The following is a 15,626-nucleotide window of genomic DNA, read 5'->3' as shown; positions in this document are numbered from 1 at the left end:
CGCTGCTTCACACTCCCTTGCGCATGCCGCGCAGCTGGACGACGTAGGCGATGACCATGGTGATCAGCCCCATGACGATGGCGACCGTCGCGGAGTAGTTGTGCTGCTGGCCGTTGAAGGAGAGCGAGTACGTGTAGTAGTTCGGCGTGTAGTCGGTGGTGATGGCGTTGGGCGCCAGCGGCTGGAGGATGCTGGGCTCGTTGAAGAGCTGGAAGCTGCCGATGACCGAGAAGATCGTCGCGATCACCAGGGCGCCGCGGATGGCAGGGAGCTTGATGGCGGTGATCACGCGGATCTGCCCGGCGCCGTCGATCTGGGCCGCCTCGTACAGCGAGTGCGGGATGACGCGCAGCGCCGAGTAGAAGATCAGCATGTTGTAGCCGACGAACTCCCAGGTCACGATGTTGCCGATGGAGGCCAGCACCAGGTCCGGGGAGAGCGGGTCGGGCAGGGAGACGCCCAGCGCGCTGTTGACGTCGCCGACCAGACCGAAGCGGGTGCCGTACATGAAGCCCCACATCAGGGTGGCGACCACGGCGGGCACGGCGTACGGCAGGAAGATCGAGATGCGGAAGAAGTCCCGGCCGTAGAGGCGACCGCTGTCCAGGGCCAGTGCCACCAGCAGGGCGATGCCGAGCATGATCGGCACCTGTACGGCGAGGAAGAGCGAGACCCGGCCGAGCGAGGCCCAGAACCGGTCGTCCTTGAGCGCCTCGCCGTAGTTGTCCAGGCCGACGAAGGTGGTGCCGCCGATGAGCTGGTCGCGGAAGAGGCTGAGGTAGACGGAGTACGCGATCGGCGCGAGGAAGACCAGGGCGAAGACGGCCACGAAGGGCCCGAGGAATCCCCACCCCGCCCAGGAGCGGCGCTCTTGCCTCGCCGGGGGTGGGGCGGGCCGCGGTGCGGCGGCGGCCGGCGGTTGCAGCGTCGTCATGTCGTTCCTCGCTCGTCCACGTCCTGGAGCCTCACCATGTTTGCGTAAACATCCAGCAGCCGCGGAAGTGCGTTTCTGTTGATCGGTGAGCTGTTATGTTTACGTAAACATTTAATGGCGGCATGTCTACACTGCCCCGGGGACGACGGTCAAGGGTCCTTCGGAGCCGAGGCTCGGACGGTTGCGGAGAGGTGGCGAACGGCAGTGGACACCGCTGAGGAAGCCGTGGACGCACGGGGCGCGGTTCCGCGGCTCCGCCGCGGCGGCCGGGCGCCGACGGCGTCCATGGCGGACGTGGCCCGGCTCGCGGGAGTCTCCTCGCAGACCGTCTCCCGTGTCTCCAACGGCTACGCCGGCGTGACGGAGGAGACCCGGCAGCAGGTGCTGGCGGCCATGAAGGAGCTCGGCTACCGGCCCAACAGCGCGGCCCGGGCCCTCAAGCGCGGTGAGTTCCGCACCATCGGCGTCATCACCTTCTCGCTGGCCACCACGGGCAACGTGCGCACCCTGGAGGCCATCGCCACCTCGGCGGCGAGCGAGGGGTACGCGGTGACGCTGCTGCCGGTCGCCGTCCCCACCCAGGACGAGGTGCGGGGCGCGTTCTCGAGGCTGGAGGAGCTCGCCGTCGACGCGGCGATCGTCATCATGGAGGTCCACCTCCTGGACGCGGCGACCCTCAAACTGCCGCCTCACGTGCAGGTCGTGGTGGTCGACTCCGACGCGGGCGACCACTACACGGTCGTCGACACCGACCAGGCCGGCGGCAGTCGTGCCGCGGTGCGTCATCTGCTGGACCTGGGTCACGACACGGTGTGGCACCTCGGCGGACCCGAGGGCTCCTTCGCCGCCCAGCGCCGCACCGACGCCTGGCGGCGAACGCTCACCGAGGCCGGCCGCACGCCGCCGCCCCTCACCCGGGGCGACTGGTCGGCGGAGTCCGGCTACCGGGCGGGCCTGGAACTCGCCGCCCGCCAGGAGTGCACGGCCGTCTTCGCGGCCAACGACCAGATGGCCCTCGGCCTGATGCGCGCCCTGCACGAACGCGGCCGGCGCGTACCCGAGGACGTCAGCGTCATCGGCTTCGACGACATCGCCGAGGCCGGTTCCTTCCTGCCGCCGCTGACCACCGTCCACCAGGACTTCGCCGAGGTGGGCCGGCTGTGCGTGGAGGCCGTGCTGCGCAAGATGCGCCAGGACGGCCCGGAACGGGGCACGACGCTCGTGCCGACCCGGCTGGTCACCCGCGCGAGCACGGCGGCGCCGCCGGAGTAGGGGGCGCGGGTCCGGGGCGCGGCCCTGCCCGGTTCCCGCTGTGGGAGCCGTACCCGGCGGTGCCGTCCCGCGGCCGACGCGGCACATGGACACCGCGGGACCGAGTCCCGCGGATACCGGTTTCCGGCCGAACGGGTGAGTACCGACCGGTTTACGGGCTGCCGGGGAAGGCAACTCCACAAGCCGAACGTCGTCCCCCCACGCCCGGGAGAGCTTCATGACCCAAGTCGCCGACTATGTGCTCCAGCGTCTGTCCGAGTGGGGCGTCCAGCGGGTGTACGGCTATCCGGGTGACGGCATCAACGGCCTGCTCGGCGCCTTCGACCGGGCCGACGGCGACCCGGAGTTCATCCAGGCGCGGCACGAGGAGATGGCCGCGTTCATGGCCTGCGGGCACGCGAAGTTCACCGGTGAGGTGGGCTGCTGCGTCGCGACCTCGGGGCCGGGTGCCGTTCACCTGCTCAACGGCCTCTACGACGCCAAGCTGGACCACCAGCCCGTGGTGGCGGTGGTGGGCCAGCAGAAGCGGCTGTCGCTGGGCACCCATTACCAGCAGGAGATCGCCCTCGACCGGCTGTTCGCGGACGTGTCCGAGTACTGCCAGATGATCGTGCATCCGGGCCAGGCCCGGCACGTGATCGACCGGGCCTTCAAGACCGCGCTGACCACCCGGGGCGTCGCCACGATCATCATTCCGAACGACGTGCAGGAGGAGGAGGCCCAGCCCTCCCCGCCCAGGGAGCACGGTTCGGTGTTCTCCAGCGTGGGCTGGAGCCGGCCCCGGGTCCTGCCCGACCTGGACGAGTTGCGCAAGGCCGCCGACGTCCTCAACGCGGGCGACAAGGTCGCGATGCTGGTCGGCCAGGGCGCGGCGCATGCGGAGGCGGAGGTGATGGAGGTGGCCGAACTGCTCGGCGCCGGCGTCGCCAAGGCGCTGCTCGGCCGGGAGGTCCTGCCCGACGACGTGCCGTTCGTCACCGGCCCCATCGGCCTGCTGGGCAGTAAGGCCAGCGACAAGATGATCAAGGGCTGTGACACCCTGCTCATGGTCGGCAGCAGTTTCCCGTACTCGGAGTGGCTGCCCGAGGAGGGGCAGGCCCGAGGCGTCGAGATCGACATCGACGGCCGCATGATCGGCATCCGCTATCCCATGGACGCCCACCTCGTCGGCGATTCCAGGGAGACCCTGCGCGCCCTGATCCCGATGCTCCAGCGCAAGGAGGACCGCGGCTGGCGGGAGAGGATCGAGAAGGACGTCCGGGAGTGGCACGACCTGGCCGACCGCTGGGCGGGTGAGCACTTCGGCAAGACGATCAACCCCCAGGCCGTCGCCGCCGAACTGTCGCCGCGGCTGCCCGACGGAGCCATCCTCACGGCGGACTCCGGCTCGGGCACCAACTGGTGGGCCCGGCACCTCAAGCTCCGCGAGGGCATGCGGGCCTCGCTGTCCGGCACGCTGGCGACGATGGGCCCGGGGACGCCGTACGCGATCGCGGCCCGGTTCGCGTATCCCGGCCGGCCGGTGATCGCGTTCGTCGGTGACGGCGCGTTCCAGATGAACGGCATGAACGAGATGATCACCGTCAAGCGGTATCTGGACCGCCTGACCGGGCCGGCGCCGTTCGTTTTCTGCGTGTTCAACAATCAGGACCTCAACCAGGTCACCTGGGAGCAGCGTGCCATGGCCGGTGATCCCAAGTATCCCGGTTCGCAGGACATCCCCGATGTCCCCTACGCCGCCTACGCCGAGCTGCTGGGCCTCAAGGGCATCGTCTGCGACGACCCGAAGAAGGTCGCATCCGCCTGGGAGGAGGCGCTCGCCGCGGGCCGGCCGGTGGTCCTGGAGTTCAAGGTGGACGCGGAGATCGCGCCGATCCCGCCGCACATCATGAAGGAGCAGGGCAAGAAGGCGGTCAAGGCGGCGCTGCACGACCCGGAAGCCACCGGTATCGCCACCAAGGGCGTACGCCAGAAGCTCACCGAGTACGCCGAGCATCTCCCCGGACGGGGGAAGAAGTGAGCGGCGGGCGGCGGGCACGGCGAGCCGGGCGGCACCGCCGGGCGGACGGCAGTGAAGTCGTGGTCGTCACCGGGGCGAGCGGTGGCGTAGGCCGGGCCACCGCACGGGCCTTCGGCGCCCGGGGGAGCTCCGTGGCCCTGCTGGCGCGCGGCGAGCACGCCCTGGAGCGGGCGGCGGAGGAGGTCCGGGAGAGCGGCGGACGGGCGCTGCCCCTGGTGGTGGACGTCGCCGACGCGGCGGCCGTGGACGCGGCGGCCGCCCGGATCGAGGAGGAACTCGGCCCGATCGACGTCTGGGTGAACGCGGCGTTCGCGACCGTCTTCGCACCCGTGCCGGAGGTCAGGCCCGAGGAGCTGAAACGTGCCACGGAGGTGACCTACTTCGGCTTCGTCCACGGCACCCAGGCCGCCCTGCGGCACATGACGCCGCGTGATCGCGGCACCATCGTCCAGGTCGGGTCGGCCCTGGCCCAGCGCAGTGTCCCGCTCCAGGCGGTGTACTGCGGGGCCAAGCACGCCATCCAGGGTTTCACCGAGTCCCTGCGCTGCGAGCTGTTGCACGACCGCAGCGGGGTGCGGGTGACCATGGTCCAGATGCCCGGGCTCAACACGCCCCAGTTCAGCTGGGTCCTCACCCGGCTGCCCAGGCATCCGCGCCCGGTGGCTCCCGTCTACCAGCCCGAGCTCGCCGCCGAGGCGGTCCTGTACGCCGCCGACCACCCCGAACGGCGTGAGTACTGGGTCGGCGGCTCCACCGTCGCCACCCTGCTCGGTCAGAAGTTCGCCCCGGGGCTCCTGGACCGCTACCTGGCCCGGACCGGCTACGACTCGCAGCAGACGGACCAGCCCGTCGACCCGTCCCGCCCGGTCAACCTCTGGAAGCCGCCGGACGAGACCGCGCCGGCCGACTACGGAGCACACGGCGACTTCGACGACGAGGCCCACGCGCGCAGCCCCCAGTTCTGGGTCTCCCGCCACCGCCGGCCGCTCGCGCTGGCCGCCGCCGTGGCCGGAACGGCCGCCGCCGCACTGGCCGACGGCATGCGCCGACGCGCACGGGCCGGTGGGGCGGCGGCGTCGGTGCGGCGGGCCGCGCACTCCGTTCCCAGGCCGTGGGCGTAGTCGGGGGACCGTAGTCGGGGGATTCGCCGCTGCCGTCGCGAAGCGCCTCCGCGACCGGCTCCTCCCCAGGTGTTCCAGGGCTCAGACCGGCGAACCCGTCCGCCGGTCGAGCACGTCCTTTGTCACGGCGTCGACCAGGTATGTCTGCGTGTCGTCCCGCCGGACGGTGGTGACGTCCACGGACCACACGGTCTCGTCCCGCCGGTCCTTCTCCAGCCGGAGGCCGGTCACCTTCCCGAAGTCGGGGCCCTTCACCTGCTCGACGGCTTCCTCGGGCAGCACCCTCGCCGAGGCGACCAGGGCGGAGACCCGCTCTTTGGCCGCGGCCGACTGCCCGTCCGGTACGACGGTGCCGAGGAGCCGCCCGTGCACCGCCTCGACGCGGACCACGTGCACGGTTCCGTCCCGGGCCGCGACCCGGGTGGACCAGACGGGCTGCGGGTCGGAGACCCGGCGCAGCGCCACGGAGAGCAGACGGCTGCCGGGGACCTCGTCCAGCGCCTTGCGGAGGGCCCGGTCGTAGGGCGCCTCGACCTGCGGCAGCACCTCGGGACGGGGCGAGGGCGGCGGGCCGTCGCACGCGGCGCCCGTGGTGAACAGAGCGCCCGCCACGACGAGCGTGGGCACACCGGTACCGCGGGCACGACGTCGGACCGTCGTGCTCCTGAGCGGGCGGGTCATGGCTGTCTGCCTTCCTGAGAGCTGGTGCGGAGGGAGAGGGCGGCGGCGGGGAAACGGATCACTCACGGTCGATGTTGCGTGTCCACCAGTGGTGCTCGCAGAACCAGTGGCCGACCATCGCGCCGCCGAAGACGACGAACCCGACCCCGATCAGCCACGACTCCACCACCAGCACGATGCCGACCGTTCCGTAACTGATCGCGTTGTCGAGGATGAGCGGTGTGAACACGAGGTACGAGAAGCCGCGCAGGCCGATGAGCCCCGCCATGGTCGCGATCGCCCCCGGCAGCAGGTCACGCCAGCGGACCTGGCTGCCCAGCAGGAAGTGCTGGCCCCACCAGAAGAACAGCATGCCCGTGGCCGTGGACAGCGCGATCCGCAGCGACCCGTGCAGCGCGGTCCGCGTCTGTACCTCCTGGTAGAGGTAGGCGGTCAGCATGACCACCCAGGTCAGCTGGCGCCAGACGCGGTGCCACGGACCGGAGGGCAGTTCCCAGATGCGTTCGTAGCCGTTCTGCACGCTCGCCGCGAAGGACACGCCGAACACGGCGAGCGCGATGCCGCCCCACACGCTCGTGGTGCCGACGATCTTGGTCGGCGGACTGATGATGTCGGTCAGCACCCGGGCGGACCGGCCGGACAGCCCCATGCCGTCGGCCAGCCAGGAGGCGAACCCGCCGCGCGCCCCCAGGGGGTCGAAGGCGGCCACCACGATCAGCAGCGGCGCCAGCGTGACCAGGGCGAGCGTGGCGAACCCCATGGCCCGGTGCATCAGCTCCAGGTCCCGGCCGCGCCGCACCAGGGCGGACGCGGCCAACCGGTCCCACACCCGGTGGAACGGCTGCCGGAAGCGGTTCACGGGATGCTCCTCGGGCGGTCCCCTCGATGGCTCGCGGATGCGGAACTGAGTGACCCGTCGGCGGGCCGGACAAACGTCGCGCCACCCGGACGCCCGCCGCCTGCCACCCGGACGCCCGCCACCCGCCCCCTGGACGCCCGCCACCCGCCCCCTGGACGCCCGCCACCCGCCCCCGGACGCCCACAGCCCGGACGGCCTTCGCATGGGCCGAACGATGCGGGGAACCGGCTCCGGGAAGGTGAGCCGAGAGGATGTGCATCATGCGCGCACTGACCGTCCGTCCCGGCCGGGACGGCTCGCTCGGGGTGGAGGAGACCGGGGAGCCGAAGCCGGCCGCCGGTGAGCTCCTGGTCCGCGGACTGGCCCTGGGTGTCTGCGGCACGGACCGGGAGATCGCCTCCGGCGTGTACGGCCAGGCCCCGCCGGAGCACGACCGGCTGATCGTCGGCCACGAGTCACTCGGGCGCGTCGCCGACGCGCCACCCGGCAGCGGATTCGCCGTCGGCGACCTGGTGGCCGGCGTGGTGCGGCGCCCCGACCCGGAGCCCTGCGGCGCCTGCGCGCACGGCGAGTTCGACATGTGCCGCAACGGCCGCTACCGCGAACGCGGCATCAAGGAACTCGACGGGTACGGCGCCGAGCTCTGGTGCGTCGAGACCGACTACGCCGTGCGCGTCGACGCGGGGCTGGGCCTCGCGGGGGTGCTCATGGAGCCGACCAGCGTGGTGGCCAAGGCCTGGGAACAGATCGAGAAGGTGGGCGACCGGGCCTGGTTCGAGCCCCGCAGCGTGCTGGTGACCGGCGCCGGCCCCATCGGTCTCCTCGCCGCGCTGCTCGGCCGGCAGCGCGGCCTCGACGTACACGTCCTGGACCGGGTCACGGACGGACCCAAGCCGGACCTCGTACGCGCCCTCGGAGCCACGTACCACAGCGGCGCGGCCGACGACGTGTTCGCCGCCGTACGTCCGGACGTGGTGGTGGAGGCCACCGGGGCGGGCCGGCTGGTGTTCGACGCGATGCGCGGGACCGCGGCGTACGGCATCGTCTGCCTCACCGGCGTATCGCCCGCCGGACGGAGCCTGACCGTCGACGCGGGCACGGTGAACCGGGACATCGTGCTGGAGAACGACGTCGTGGTGGGTTCCGTCAACGCCAACCTCCGCCACTTCCGGCAGGCCGCCGACGCCCTGGCACGGGCCGACCGGGACTGGCTGCACCGGCTGCTCACCCGCCGCGTGCCGCTGGAGCACGCGACACGGGCGTTCGAGCGGAGCGCCGGCGACATCAAGACGGTGATCATGCTGGAGGGCGGCGCGGACTGACCGCTCGCCGCACGAGCCGAGGGAGTACGCGATGACGCCGGCGACCGGCTTCGACGCGAGGACGCTGGACGAGTGCACGGTCGACTCGGTCGACGTGCACGCCTTTCGGGTGCCCACCGACGGGCCGGACGGCCGGGAGCAGGACGGCACCCTGGAGTGGGACTCCACGACCGTGGTCCTGGTGCGGGTGCACGCCGGCGGCCGGACCGGTCTCGGCTACACCTACGGCGACGTGTCCGTGGCGACCTTCGCGCACTCCGTTCTGGCGCCGGTGATCCAGGACGGCCCGGTCTCCTCGCCGCCGGCGCTGTGGGAGCGGATGGGCGAGCGGATGCGCAACGCCGGCCGCCCCGGAGCCGGAGCCATGGCCCTGTCCGCCGTCGACGTGGCGCTGTGGGACCTCAAGGCGAGACTGCTCGGCCTCCCGCTGGTCCACCTCCTCCCGGCCCACCACGCCCGGGTGCCGGTCTACGGCAGCGGCGGCTTCACCAACTACTCCCTGGACCGCCTCACCGAGCAGCTCACCGGATGGGCCGAGCAGGACATCCCGCGCGTGAAGCTGAAGACCTCGCGGGAGCCGGCGGCCGACGCGCGGCGCCTGACCGCCGTACGCCGGGCCGTCGGCGACGGGGTGGAGCTGTTCACCGACGCCAACGGGGCGCTCGGCCGCAAGGAGGCCCTGTACTGGGCGCACCGGTTCCACGACGAGTGGGACGTGCGCTGGTTCGAGGAGCCCGTGAGCTCCGCCGACCTGGCGGGACTGCGGATGCTGCGCGACCGGGGCCCGGCCCGGCTGGAGATCACGGCGGGGGAGTACGCCTTCACCGCCCAGGACTTCGCCAACCTCGCCGACGGGCCGGCCGTGGACTGCCTCCAGGCCGACGTCACCCGGTGCGGCGGCATCACCGGCGTGCTGGAGGTGGCCGGTCTGTCGGCGGCCCGGCACCTGGACCTGTCCGCGCACTGCGCCCCCGCCGTGTCCGCCCACGCCTTCTGCGCCGTGCGCCGGCTGCGGCACCTGGAGTACTTCCACGACCACGTGCGCGTCGAGCGGCTGCTCTTCGACGGCGTCCTGTCGCCCGACGGCGGGGACCTGTGCCCCGACACGGGCCGTCCGGGGCTCGGCCTGGACGTCAGATGGGCCGACGCGGAGCCGTACCGCGTGTACGGTACCCGCCCGGCCTGACCCCGACCGGGACGCGGACGCGGAGCGGCGACGGGCTCACGGGGTCCGCCCGCGCGGGTTCAGGGGTCCATGCGCTGCTGCTCGCGCATGCGCTCGTTGTGCCAGGCGATGGCGGCGCGTATCTGCGGCTCCTGGAGGCCGGTGCGGCAGCCCAGCTGGTCCATGGAGAGCGCCGTCGCGCCCGTGGTCAGGGCGCGGGTGAGCTTCGCCGCCCACAGCTCCTCCTCCACGAACGGCCGGTGCGCGTAACCGTCCTTGATCACGTCGAAGTGATCGTCGCAGCACGCGGTGATGAGCCGCAGCCCGTCGAACCATTCGTTGGTGAGATGGGCCGCGGAGGAGTCCGGCACGTAGCCGCTCACGGCCTCGTCCTCGGGGAAGACCCTGGCGCACAGGTCGCACAGCTCCATGGGGACCGGCTTCGCGGCCCGACGGCCCTTCCTGCCCTTGCGCTTCCACATGGCGACTCCCGGGGATCGGCGTCCGGAATGCCGGAGTTACCCGCAGGGCGAGGAGCAAACGCCCCGCGGGCGAGGGGACCGTCGTGGTCCCGGCCGCTCCGGACGCCGTTACGCCAGCCTCACCGGCAGCTCGAAGAGGTCGTTCTGCGTGACCACCGGCTTGTTGCGCAGGTCCGAGGCCGGTACCGCCAGGTCCAGGTGCGGGAAGCGGGCGTAGAGCGCGGGGAGTGCCACGCCCGCCTCCAGCCGGGACAGGGCCGCGCCGGGGCACACGTGCGGGCCGTGGCCGAAGGAGATGTGCCGGTTCTGCGAGGTGCGGGTGATGTCGAACCGGCCCGCCGTCGGGCCGTGCGCCCGCTCGTCCCGGCCCAGCGCGCCGTACGACACGATCAGCGCGTCCCCGGCGGGTATCACCCGGTCGCCGACCGGGACGTCCTCGGTCGCGAAGCGGACCAGCACGTGCGAGGTCGGGGTCGAGTAGCGCAGCGTCTCCTCGATCACCGCGGACCAGTCCGCCTCCCCGGCGAGCACCAGGGCCCGCTGCTCGGGATGTGTGGACAGGTTGACGACGGAGTTCACGATGAGGGAGATCGTGGTCTCGTGGCCGGCGGCCACCATCAACTGGAGCGTGGAGACGATCTCCGCGTCGGTGAGGTGGTCGCCGTTCTCGGAGGCCTGGATCAGCGCGCTGGTCAGGTCGTCGCCGGGCGCGGCGCGCTTCGCGGCGACCGTGTCGGCCATGATCCCGGCCAGCTCGGTGAGGGTGGCGACGACCTCCTCGGGCGGCGTCTGCGTCGAGAAGAACTTCTCGAACAGCACCTTCAGCCGCGGCAGCCTGGTCTCCTCGATGCCCATCAGGTCGGCGATGACGTACATCGGCAGCGGATAGGCGAAGGCGGCCTTGAGGTCGACCACGCCGCCGTTCGTGGGTAGCTCGTCGAGCAGCCGGTCGGTGAGCTCGGTGATCCGCCCCCGCATGTGCTCCACGCGGCGCGCCGTGAGCGCCTGTGCCACGAGGGTGCGCAGCCGGCGGTGCTCGGCGCCGTCCACCGTGAGCATCGAGCGGCCGGGGTTGGCCAGCCCGATCAGCGGCCAGTCGGCGGGGATCTCGCCACGCTGCCACGCGCCCCACACGTTGATGTCCTTGACCAGGCGGGGGTCGGTGAGCAGGGCCTTGGCCTCCGCGTGGTGGGTGACCGCCCACACGGGGACGCCGCCCGGCAGCTCCACGGCGACGAGCGGCCCGGCCGCGCGCAGCCGGGCGCTCTCGCCGTCCAGGTCGGTGACGAACGGGTCCAGCGGAATCCGGGCCTCTTCGGTGCCGGTCGTCATGCTGACGTGCCTCCCAGGGCAGTGGTCGGGGTGAACCGCACGGGCAACTCGGTCAGCCCCCGCAGCCACGGCGAGGGGCGACGGGTGAGGGACCCGGCGGGTACGGCCAGGTCGATGTCCGGCAGCCGGTCGAGGACGACCTCGATGCCCGTGCGCGCGACGACCTCGGCGACCTCCTGCGCGGGGAACGGGCAGCGGTGCTCGCCGTGGCCGAAGGAGAAGTGCGCGTTGTTGCCGCCGGTGAGCGCGGACCCGTCGGTACGGACCTGCGGGTCGGAGTTGGCGCCCTGCAGACCGAGCAGCACCAGGTCGCCGGCGCGGACGCGGCGCCCACCGAGCTGCGTGTCCCGGGAGGCCCAGCGGCCGGCCACGTTCTGCGTGGGCGTGTCCTCCCACAGCACCTCGTTCATGGCCTCGGCGACACTGTTGCGGCCGCCGAAGAGCGAGGCGGCGAAGCGGTCGTCGGTGAGCATCAGGCGCAGCGAGTTGCCGATCCAGTCGGCGGTCGGCTGGTGGCCCGCGGCCATCATCACCATGAGGTCCTGGGCTACCTCCTCCTCGGTGAAGCCGCTGTCGTCGGCCAGCATCCGGGAGGCGACGTCGTCGGCGGGCGCCGCCTTCCGGTCGGCGAGGAGCCGGGCCATCGACGTGGCGAGGTGCGTCTGGCCGGCGATGGCCCGCTCCCTGCCGTCGATCATGTCGTTGAGGGCGGTGACGAGCGCCGGGCCCTGCTCGTCCAGGAAGCCGTACAGGCGGGCCAGGACCCGCACCGGCAGCAGCATGGCGTAGTCGCCGACCAGGTCGGCCTCGCCCTTGGCACACAGCCGGTCGACGAGTTCGTCGGCGAACCGTTCGGCGTGGCCGCGCAGGACGTGCGGGTCGACGGCCTCCAGCGCGTCGCTGATCATGGCGGCGCGTTCCCGGTGCCGCTCGCCGACCGTGTAGAGGATCGATGGCTGCCTCCGGCCGATCATCGGCAGCAGCGGCCAGTCGCCGGGGATGTTCTCCCACTGGTTCCACAGGTCGGAGTCCCGGCTGAACAGCACCGGATCGCCGGTCACCTGGTGCAGTTCGCGGTAGCCGAGCACCAGCCAGGCCGGGATGTCCCCGTCCAGCAGTACCGGGGTGACGGCACCGTGCTCGCGCCGCATCTGCCGGTACAGCAGGGCGGGTTCGGTCTGGAAGCGGGGGCCGCTGAGCGGTACCGCGTCCGTGACGTCGGTGGCGTCGGTGCTCACACGAACTCCTGTCGGGGCCGGGCAGCCTGGCCCGCGTAGTGGGCCTGAAGGTGCTCGACGAGCGCGATCAGCACCTGCTTGCTGGACTCGCGGGACCGGGCGTCACAGGAGACCAGCGGCACCCGCGGGTCCAGGTCGAGGGCCTCGCGCACGGTCTCGGGCGGGTGCTCGGGACCACCGAAGTCGTTGCAGGCGACGATGAACGGCGTGCCGTGGTGCTCCAGGCGGTCGATGGCGTACCAGGAGTCGTCGATGCGGCGGGTGTCCACCAGGACCACCGCGCCGAGCGTGCCGGAGAACAGCCGGTCCCACAGGAACCAGAACCGCTCCTGGCCGGGCGCGCCGAACAGGTACAGCACGTTGCGCGCGTCGAGGCTGATGCGGCCGAAGTCGAAGGCCACGGTCGTCGCGGTCTTGCCGCGCACCTCGCTGATGTCGTCGACGGCCTCGCCGGCCTGCGTCATCGTCTCCTCGGTGTTGAGGGGGCGTATCTCGCTGACCGAGCGGACCAGGGTCGTCTTGCCGACGCCGAACCCGCCCACGACCACGATCTTCAGGCCGTTGTCGGCGGACGCGCCCAGGGGAGGGCGCGCGGGAGGACGGGCGTCAGAGATTGCGGAGTCCAACGAGCACCTGCTCCAGGATGTCGGGATCGGGGACGGCCGCCGTGTGCGGGTGACGTGCGCTCACCCGGCCGGCGGCGTGGAGGTCGGAGAGCAGGATCCTGGTGATGCTCACCGGGAGCCGCAGTTCGGCGGCGATCTCCACGACGGCCGTGGGGGCCTCGGTCATCCTGAGGATCGCCGTGTGCTCCGACTGCATGCCGGGCCTCGGCTCGCACTCGGCGACGACGAGGGTGACCAGGTCGAAGGGGTTGCCGGGGTCCGACCGGCTGCGGCCCTGGGTGACGGTGTACAGGCGGTCGGGCGCGTCGTCCCTGCCGGGGCGGCTCATGACGTACGGGGCCGCGCGGTGAGGTGCTCGCCGAGCTGCTCGACGAGCTCGCTCATGTTGTGCCCGACGAGCCCCGCGTCCGCGTCCTCGGAGGTGACCACGGCGAGGTGCGCGCCCTCACCGGCCTCCACGATGAACAGGATGCCGCCGTAGAACTCGGTCATGGCCGAGCGCACCCCGCCGCTGCCGTCGCCGAACTCCACGGACGCGCCCTGGGACAGCGACTGGATGCCGGCGGCGATGGCGGCCAGTTGGTCGGCCTGGTCGACGGAGAGCTCCGGGGTGCGGCACAGCTTGAGTCCGTCGCGGGACAGGACGAGCGCGTGCCGCGCGCCCGGCGTGCGCTCCAGGAGGCCCTCGATGAGCCAGGTGAGCTTCTCGTCGGCGGTGGTCGAGCCGGTCATGAAGTGGTGTCGCCTTCCGGGTGCGCGTGCGAGTGGGACGGGTGGTCGGGGGCCGTCTCGGCTGGTGCGGGTACGTCGGGCCCGGGCTGCGGGGCACGGTCGCGCGAAGTGGCGGGGCCGGTGGCCCGTACGGCCTGGCGGAAGCTGCTGAAGCGGGCCGCGCGTACCTTCGCGTCGTCGGCGGGGGGAGTGGGGCGGGGCTCGGCGGGCCGGGCGCGTTCGGCCGCGGCGAGGGTGCGGCCGCGACGGCGCTTGGGCAGCCCCGCGGACGGCTCCTCCGGGTCCTGGCCCGCCCTGCCGTGGGCGGGCAGCGGCTCGGGGGTCACGTCGCCCGGGACGGTCCCGGCGGGGGGCGGCGCCGGAGCGTCCGGCGGGTCGGCGGGGGCGCCGAGAGGTGCGGTGGTGTCCGGGGCGGTGGGCGGCGGGGCCGCCGGCCCGTCGGAGGAGGCCCCGGCCCGGGGCCCTGCGGTGGCGGACGGTACGGGAGTGCGCGATGGGCCCGCCGAGGTGGTGGGCGGCGCGGTGATGCCGGGCGAGGCGGTGATGCCGGGCGGGGCGGCCTGGGCGGTGGCCGCCGGACCGGTGGAGGCGGCGGGGCCGCTCAGGATGTCCTGGGGGACGAGCATCAGCACCCCCGTACCGCCGCGTGCGGACGGGCGGAAGGACACCTTCAGCCCGTACTTGGCCGACAGCCGACCCACCACGGCGAGACCCAGTCTGGTGCCGGTCAGGCCACCGAGCCCGGCGGTCTCGCCGGACACCGCCTGCTCGGCCCGGCGCAACTGCACCTCGCCCATCACCAGTCCGCTGTCCTCCACGGAGACGATGACGCCGGCCGGCACCTCCTCGACGTACACGTGGACCTCGGCGGTCGGCGGGGAGAAGTTCGCGGCGTTGTCGAGCAGTTCGGCGAGGGCGTGCATGACACCCTCGGCGGCGTGTCCGGCGACCGCGGTGTCACTGACCGAGTGCACGCGCACCCGCTGGTAGCCGGCGATACGCCCCATGGCTCCGCGCAGAATGGACTCCATGCCGATGGGCCGTGCCCAACGTCGCCCGGAGCGGGCCCCCGTGAGGACGGCGACGGAGTCGGCGAGCCGGCCCGCCTGCGCCGTGCGGTGGTCCAGGTGGAGCAGATCGGCGAGGACGTCCTCGTCGCTGTGCCGCTCCTCCATGGCCCGCAGGTCGGCGAGCATCCCGGTGGCCAGCGCCTGCATCCGGCCGGCCGCGTTGGCGGTCGCGGAGACGGCGGCGGCTCGCCCGCTGTTCGCCCGCTCCAGCCGGGCCCGCAACCGGGTGGTCTCCTCGGCGAGCCGCGCGACCTCCTGGGCCCGCTGCTCGGCGAGCCGCACCCGCTCCTGATCGAATTCCTCCGTGAGCCGCTCCCGCTCGCGGCCGGACTCCGCCACCAGGCGGGCGCGTTCGCGCTCGGCCTCGTCCCGCAGGCGCTCCAGATCCTGCCTCGCCTGCTCGGCCAGCCGCGCCCGGTCCTGGGCGAGCCCGGCCGCGTCCGCGCGGGCGGAGTCCAGCAGGCGGCGGGTGGCCCGTTCCCGGCGTACGGCGTGCACGGACATCGTCACGGCCGCGCAGAGCAGGATCGCCGCGGCGCTCGCGCCCAGGCCGAGTGGGACGCGTACCGAGGACGGGGCCGCGGCGACGGCACCGCCGACGACGAGGGCCGACACCACCGCGCAGGGCAGGGCAACGGCCAGGAGAGCACGGGGAGCGGGTCGGTCGCCGGGGCGGGCGGGCGCGGTCATCAATCGGGTCCTCGCCAGGCCGCCGGAGCGGCCCTCGTGTCGTCCTTCGGGGCACGTGCGAGCAGATGACTCTCACACAGCA

The 15,626-nt window shown here is 72.8% G+C and carries 15 protein-coding genes; 5 read left to right on the top strand and 10 right to left on the bottom strand.

The features are described from left to right. Nucleotides 1-7: 7 nt before the first annotated feature. The gene (locus ACZ4V1_RS24305) at nt 8-934 is read right to left on the bottom strand and encodes a carbohydrate ABC transporter permease (protein WP_468339509.1); all 927 of its coding nucleotides are present in this window, start codon (nt 932-934) and stop codon (nt 8-10) included. A gap of 204 nt (nt 935-1,138) precedes the next feature. Between ACZ4V1_RS24305 and ACZ4V1_RS24300 the strand changes: the two genes are divergently transcribed. The 3 genes from ACZ4V1_RS24300 (at nt 1,139) to ACZ4V1_RS24290 (ending at nt 5,347) form a co-directional block, all read left to right on the top strand. After that, nucleotides 1,139-2,206 carry a LacI family DNA-binding transcriptional regulator gene (locus ACZ4V1_RS24300; protein ID WP_468339507.1) on the top strand — a complete coding sequence of 356 codons (1,068 nt, stop codon included), beginning with the start codon at nt 1,139-1,141 and terminating at the stop codon, nt 2,204-2,206. Between the two features lie 217 nt (nt 2,207-2,423). Further along, nucleotides 2,424-4,226 (top strand): thiamine pyrophosphate-requiring protein, encoded by a 1,803-nt coding sequence (locus tag ACZ4V1_RS24295; protein ID WP_468339505.1) that lies wholly within the window; start codon nt 2,424-2,426, stop codon nt 4,224-4,226. Next, nucleotides 4,223-5,347: an SDR family oxidoreductase gene (locus tag ACZ4V1_RS24290; protein ID WP_468339503.1), complete on the top strand. Its 1,125-nt coding sequence runs from the start codon at nt 4,223-4,225 to the stop codon at nt 5,345-5,347. The genes ACZ4V1_RS24295 and ACZ4V1_RS24290 overlap by 4 nt, the downstream gene beginning before the upstream one ends. 81 nt (nt 5,348-5,428) lie before the next feature. On the opposite strand, the gene ACZ4V1_RS24285 is transcribed toward ACZ4V1_RS24290, so the two are convergent. Then, a complete protein-coding gene (locus tag ACZ4V1_RS24285; protein ID WP_468339501.1) occupies nt 5,429-6,028 on the bottom strand; it encodes a PepSY domain-containing protein in 600 nt (199 codons plus the stop codon). 58 nt (nt 6,029-6,086) lie between these two features. After that, on the bottom strand, nt 6,087-6,887 hold the full coding sequence (locus ACZ4V1_RS24280) for a ribonuclease BN (protein WP_468339499.1): 801 nt from the start codon (nt 6,885-6,887) through the stop codon (nt 6,087-6,089). A 260-nt stretch (nt 6,888-7,147) separates the two neighbouring features. Between ACZ4V1_RS24280 and ACZ4V1_RS24275 the strand changes: the two genes are divergently transcribed. Both ACZ4V1_RS24275 and ACZ4V1_RS24270 read left to right on the top strand, forming a co-directional pair. After that, nucleotides 7,148-8,209 (top strand): glucose 1-dehydrogenase, encoded by a 1,062-nt coding sequence (locus tag ACZ4V1_RS24275; protein ID WP_468339497.1) that lies wholly within the window; start codon nt 7,148-7,150, stop codon nt 8,207-8,209. 31 nt (nt 8,210-8,240) lie between these two features. Continuing rightward, nucleotides 8,241-9,395, top strand: a complete 1,155-nt coding sequence (locus ACZ4V1_RS24270) for an enolase C-terminal domain-like protein (RefSeq protein ID WP_468339495.1) — start codon at nt 8,241-8,243, stop codon at nt 9,393-9,395. A 59-nt stretch (nt 9,396-9,454) separates the two neighbouring features. On the opposite strand, the gene ACZ4V1_RS24265 is transcribed toward ACZ4V1_RS24270, so the two are convergent. The 7 genes from ACZ4V1_RS24265 to ACZ4V1_RS24235 all read right to left on the bottom strand — a co-directional run bounded on the left by ACZ4V1_RS24265 (nt 9,455) and on the right by ACZ4V1_RS24235 (nt 15,544). After that, nucleotides 9,455-9,856, bottom strand: a complete 402-nt coding sequence (locus ACZ4V1_RS24265) for a hypothetical protein (protein WP_468339493.1) — start codon at nt 9,854-9,856, stop codon at nt 9,455-9,457. Between the two features lie 108 nt (nt 9,857-9,964). Beyond that, nucleotides 9,965-11,188, bottom strand: coding sequence for a cytochrome P450 family protein (locus ACZ4V1_RS24260; protein WP_468339491.1), 1,224 nt, complete (start codon nt 11,186-11,188; stop codon nt 9,965-9,967). Beyond that, complete coding sequence (locus tag ACZ4V1_RS24255) at nt 11,185-12,426, bottom strand: cytochrome P450 (RefSeq protein ID WP_468339489.1); 1,242 nt, start codon at nt 12,424-12,426, stop codon at nt 11,185-11,187. The genes ACZ4V1_RS24260 and ACZ4V1_RS24255 overlap by 4 nt, the downstream gene beginning before the upstream one ends. Continuing rightward, nucleotides 12,423-13,052 carry a GTP-binding protein gene (locus ACZ4V1_RS24250; protein WP_468339487.1) on the bottom strand — a complete coding sequence of 210 codons (630 nt, stop codon included), beginning with the start codon at nt 13,050-13,052 and terminating at the stop codon, nt 12,423-12,425. Before ACZ4V1_RS24250 ends, ACZ4V1_RS24255 begins: the two co-directional genes overlap by 4 nt. Further along, nucleotides 13,033-13,380 (bottom strand): DUF742 domain-containing protein, encoded by a 348-nt coding sequence (locus ACZ4V1_RS24245; RefSeq protein ID WP_468339485.1) that lies wholly within the window; start codon nt 13,378-13,380, stop codon nt 13,033-13,035. Before ACZ4V1_RS24245 ends, ACZ4V1_RS24250 begins: the two co-directional genes overlap by 20 nt. Next, nucleotides 13,377-13,784, bottom strand: a complete 408-nt coding sequence (locus ACZ4V1_RS24240; RefSeq protein WP_468339483.1) for a roadblock/LC7 domain-containing protein — start codon at nt 13,782-13,784, stop codon at nt 13,377-13,379. The genes ACZ4V1_RS24245 and ACZ4V1_RS24240 overlap by 4 nt, the downstream gene beginning before the upstream one ends. Continuing rightward, complete coding sequence (locus tag ACZ4V1_RS24235) at nt 13,781-15,544, bottom strand: ATP-binding protein (protein WP_468339481.1); 1,764 nt, start codon at nt 15,542-15,544, stop codon at nt 13,781-13,783. Before ACZ4V1_RS24235 ends, ACZ4V1_RS24240 begins: the two co-directional genes overlap by 4 nt. Nucleotides 15,545-15,626 lie beyond the last annotated feature (82 nt).

The sequence above is a fragment of the Streptomyces sp. NPDC028991 genome (assembly GCF_055564775.1).
The sequence above is the reverse complement of the archived record's forward strand: the minus strand, read 5'-3'. Positions and strand labels throughout refer to the sequence as shown.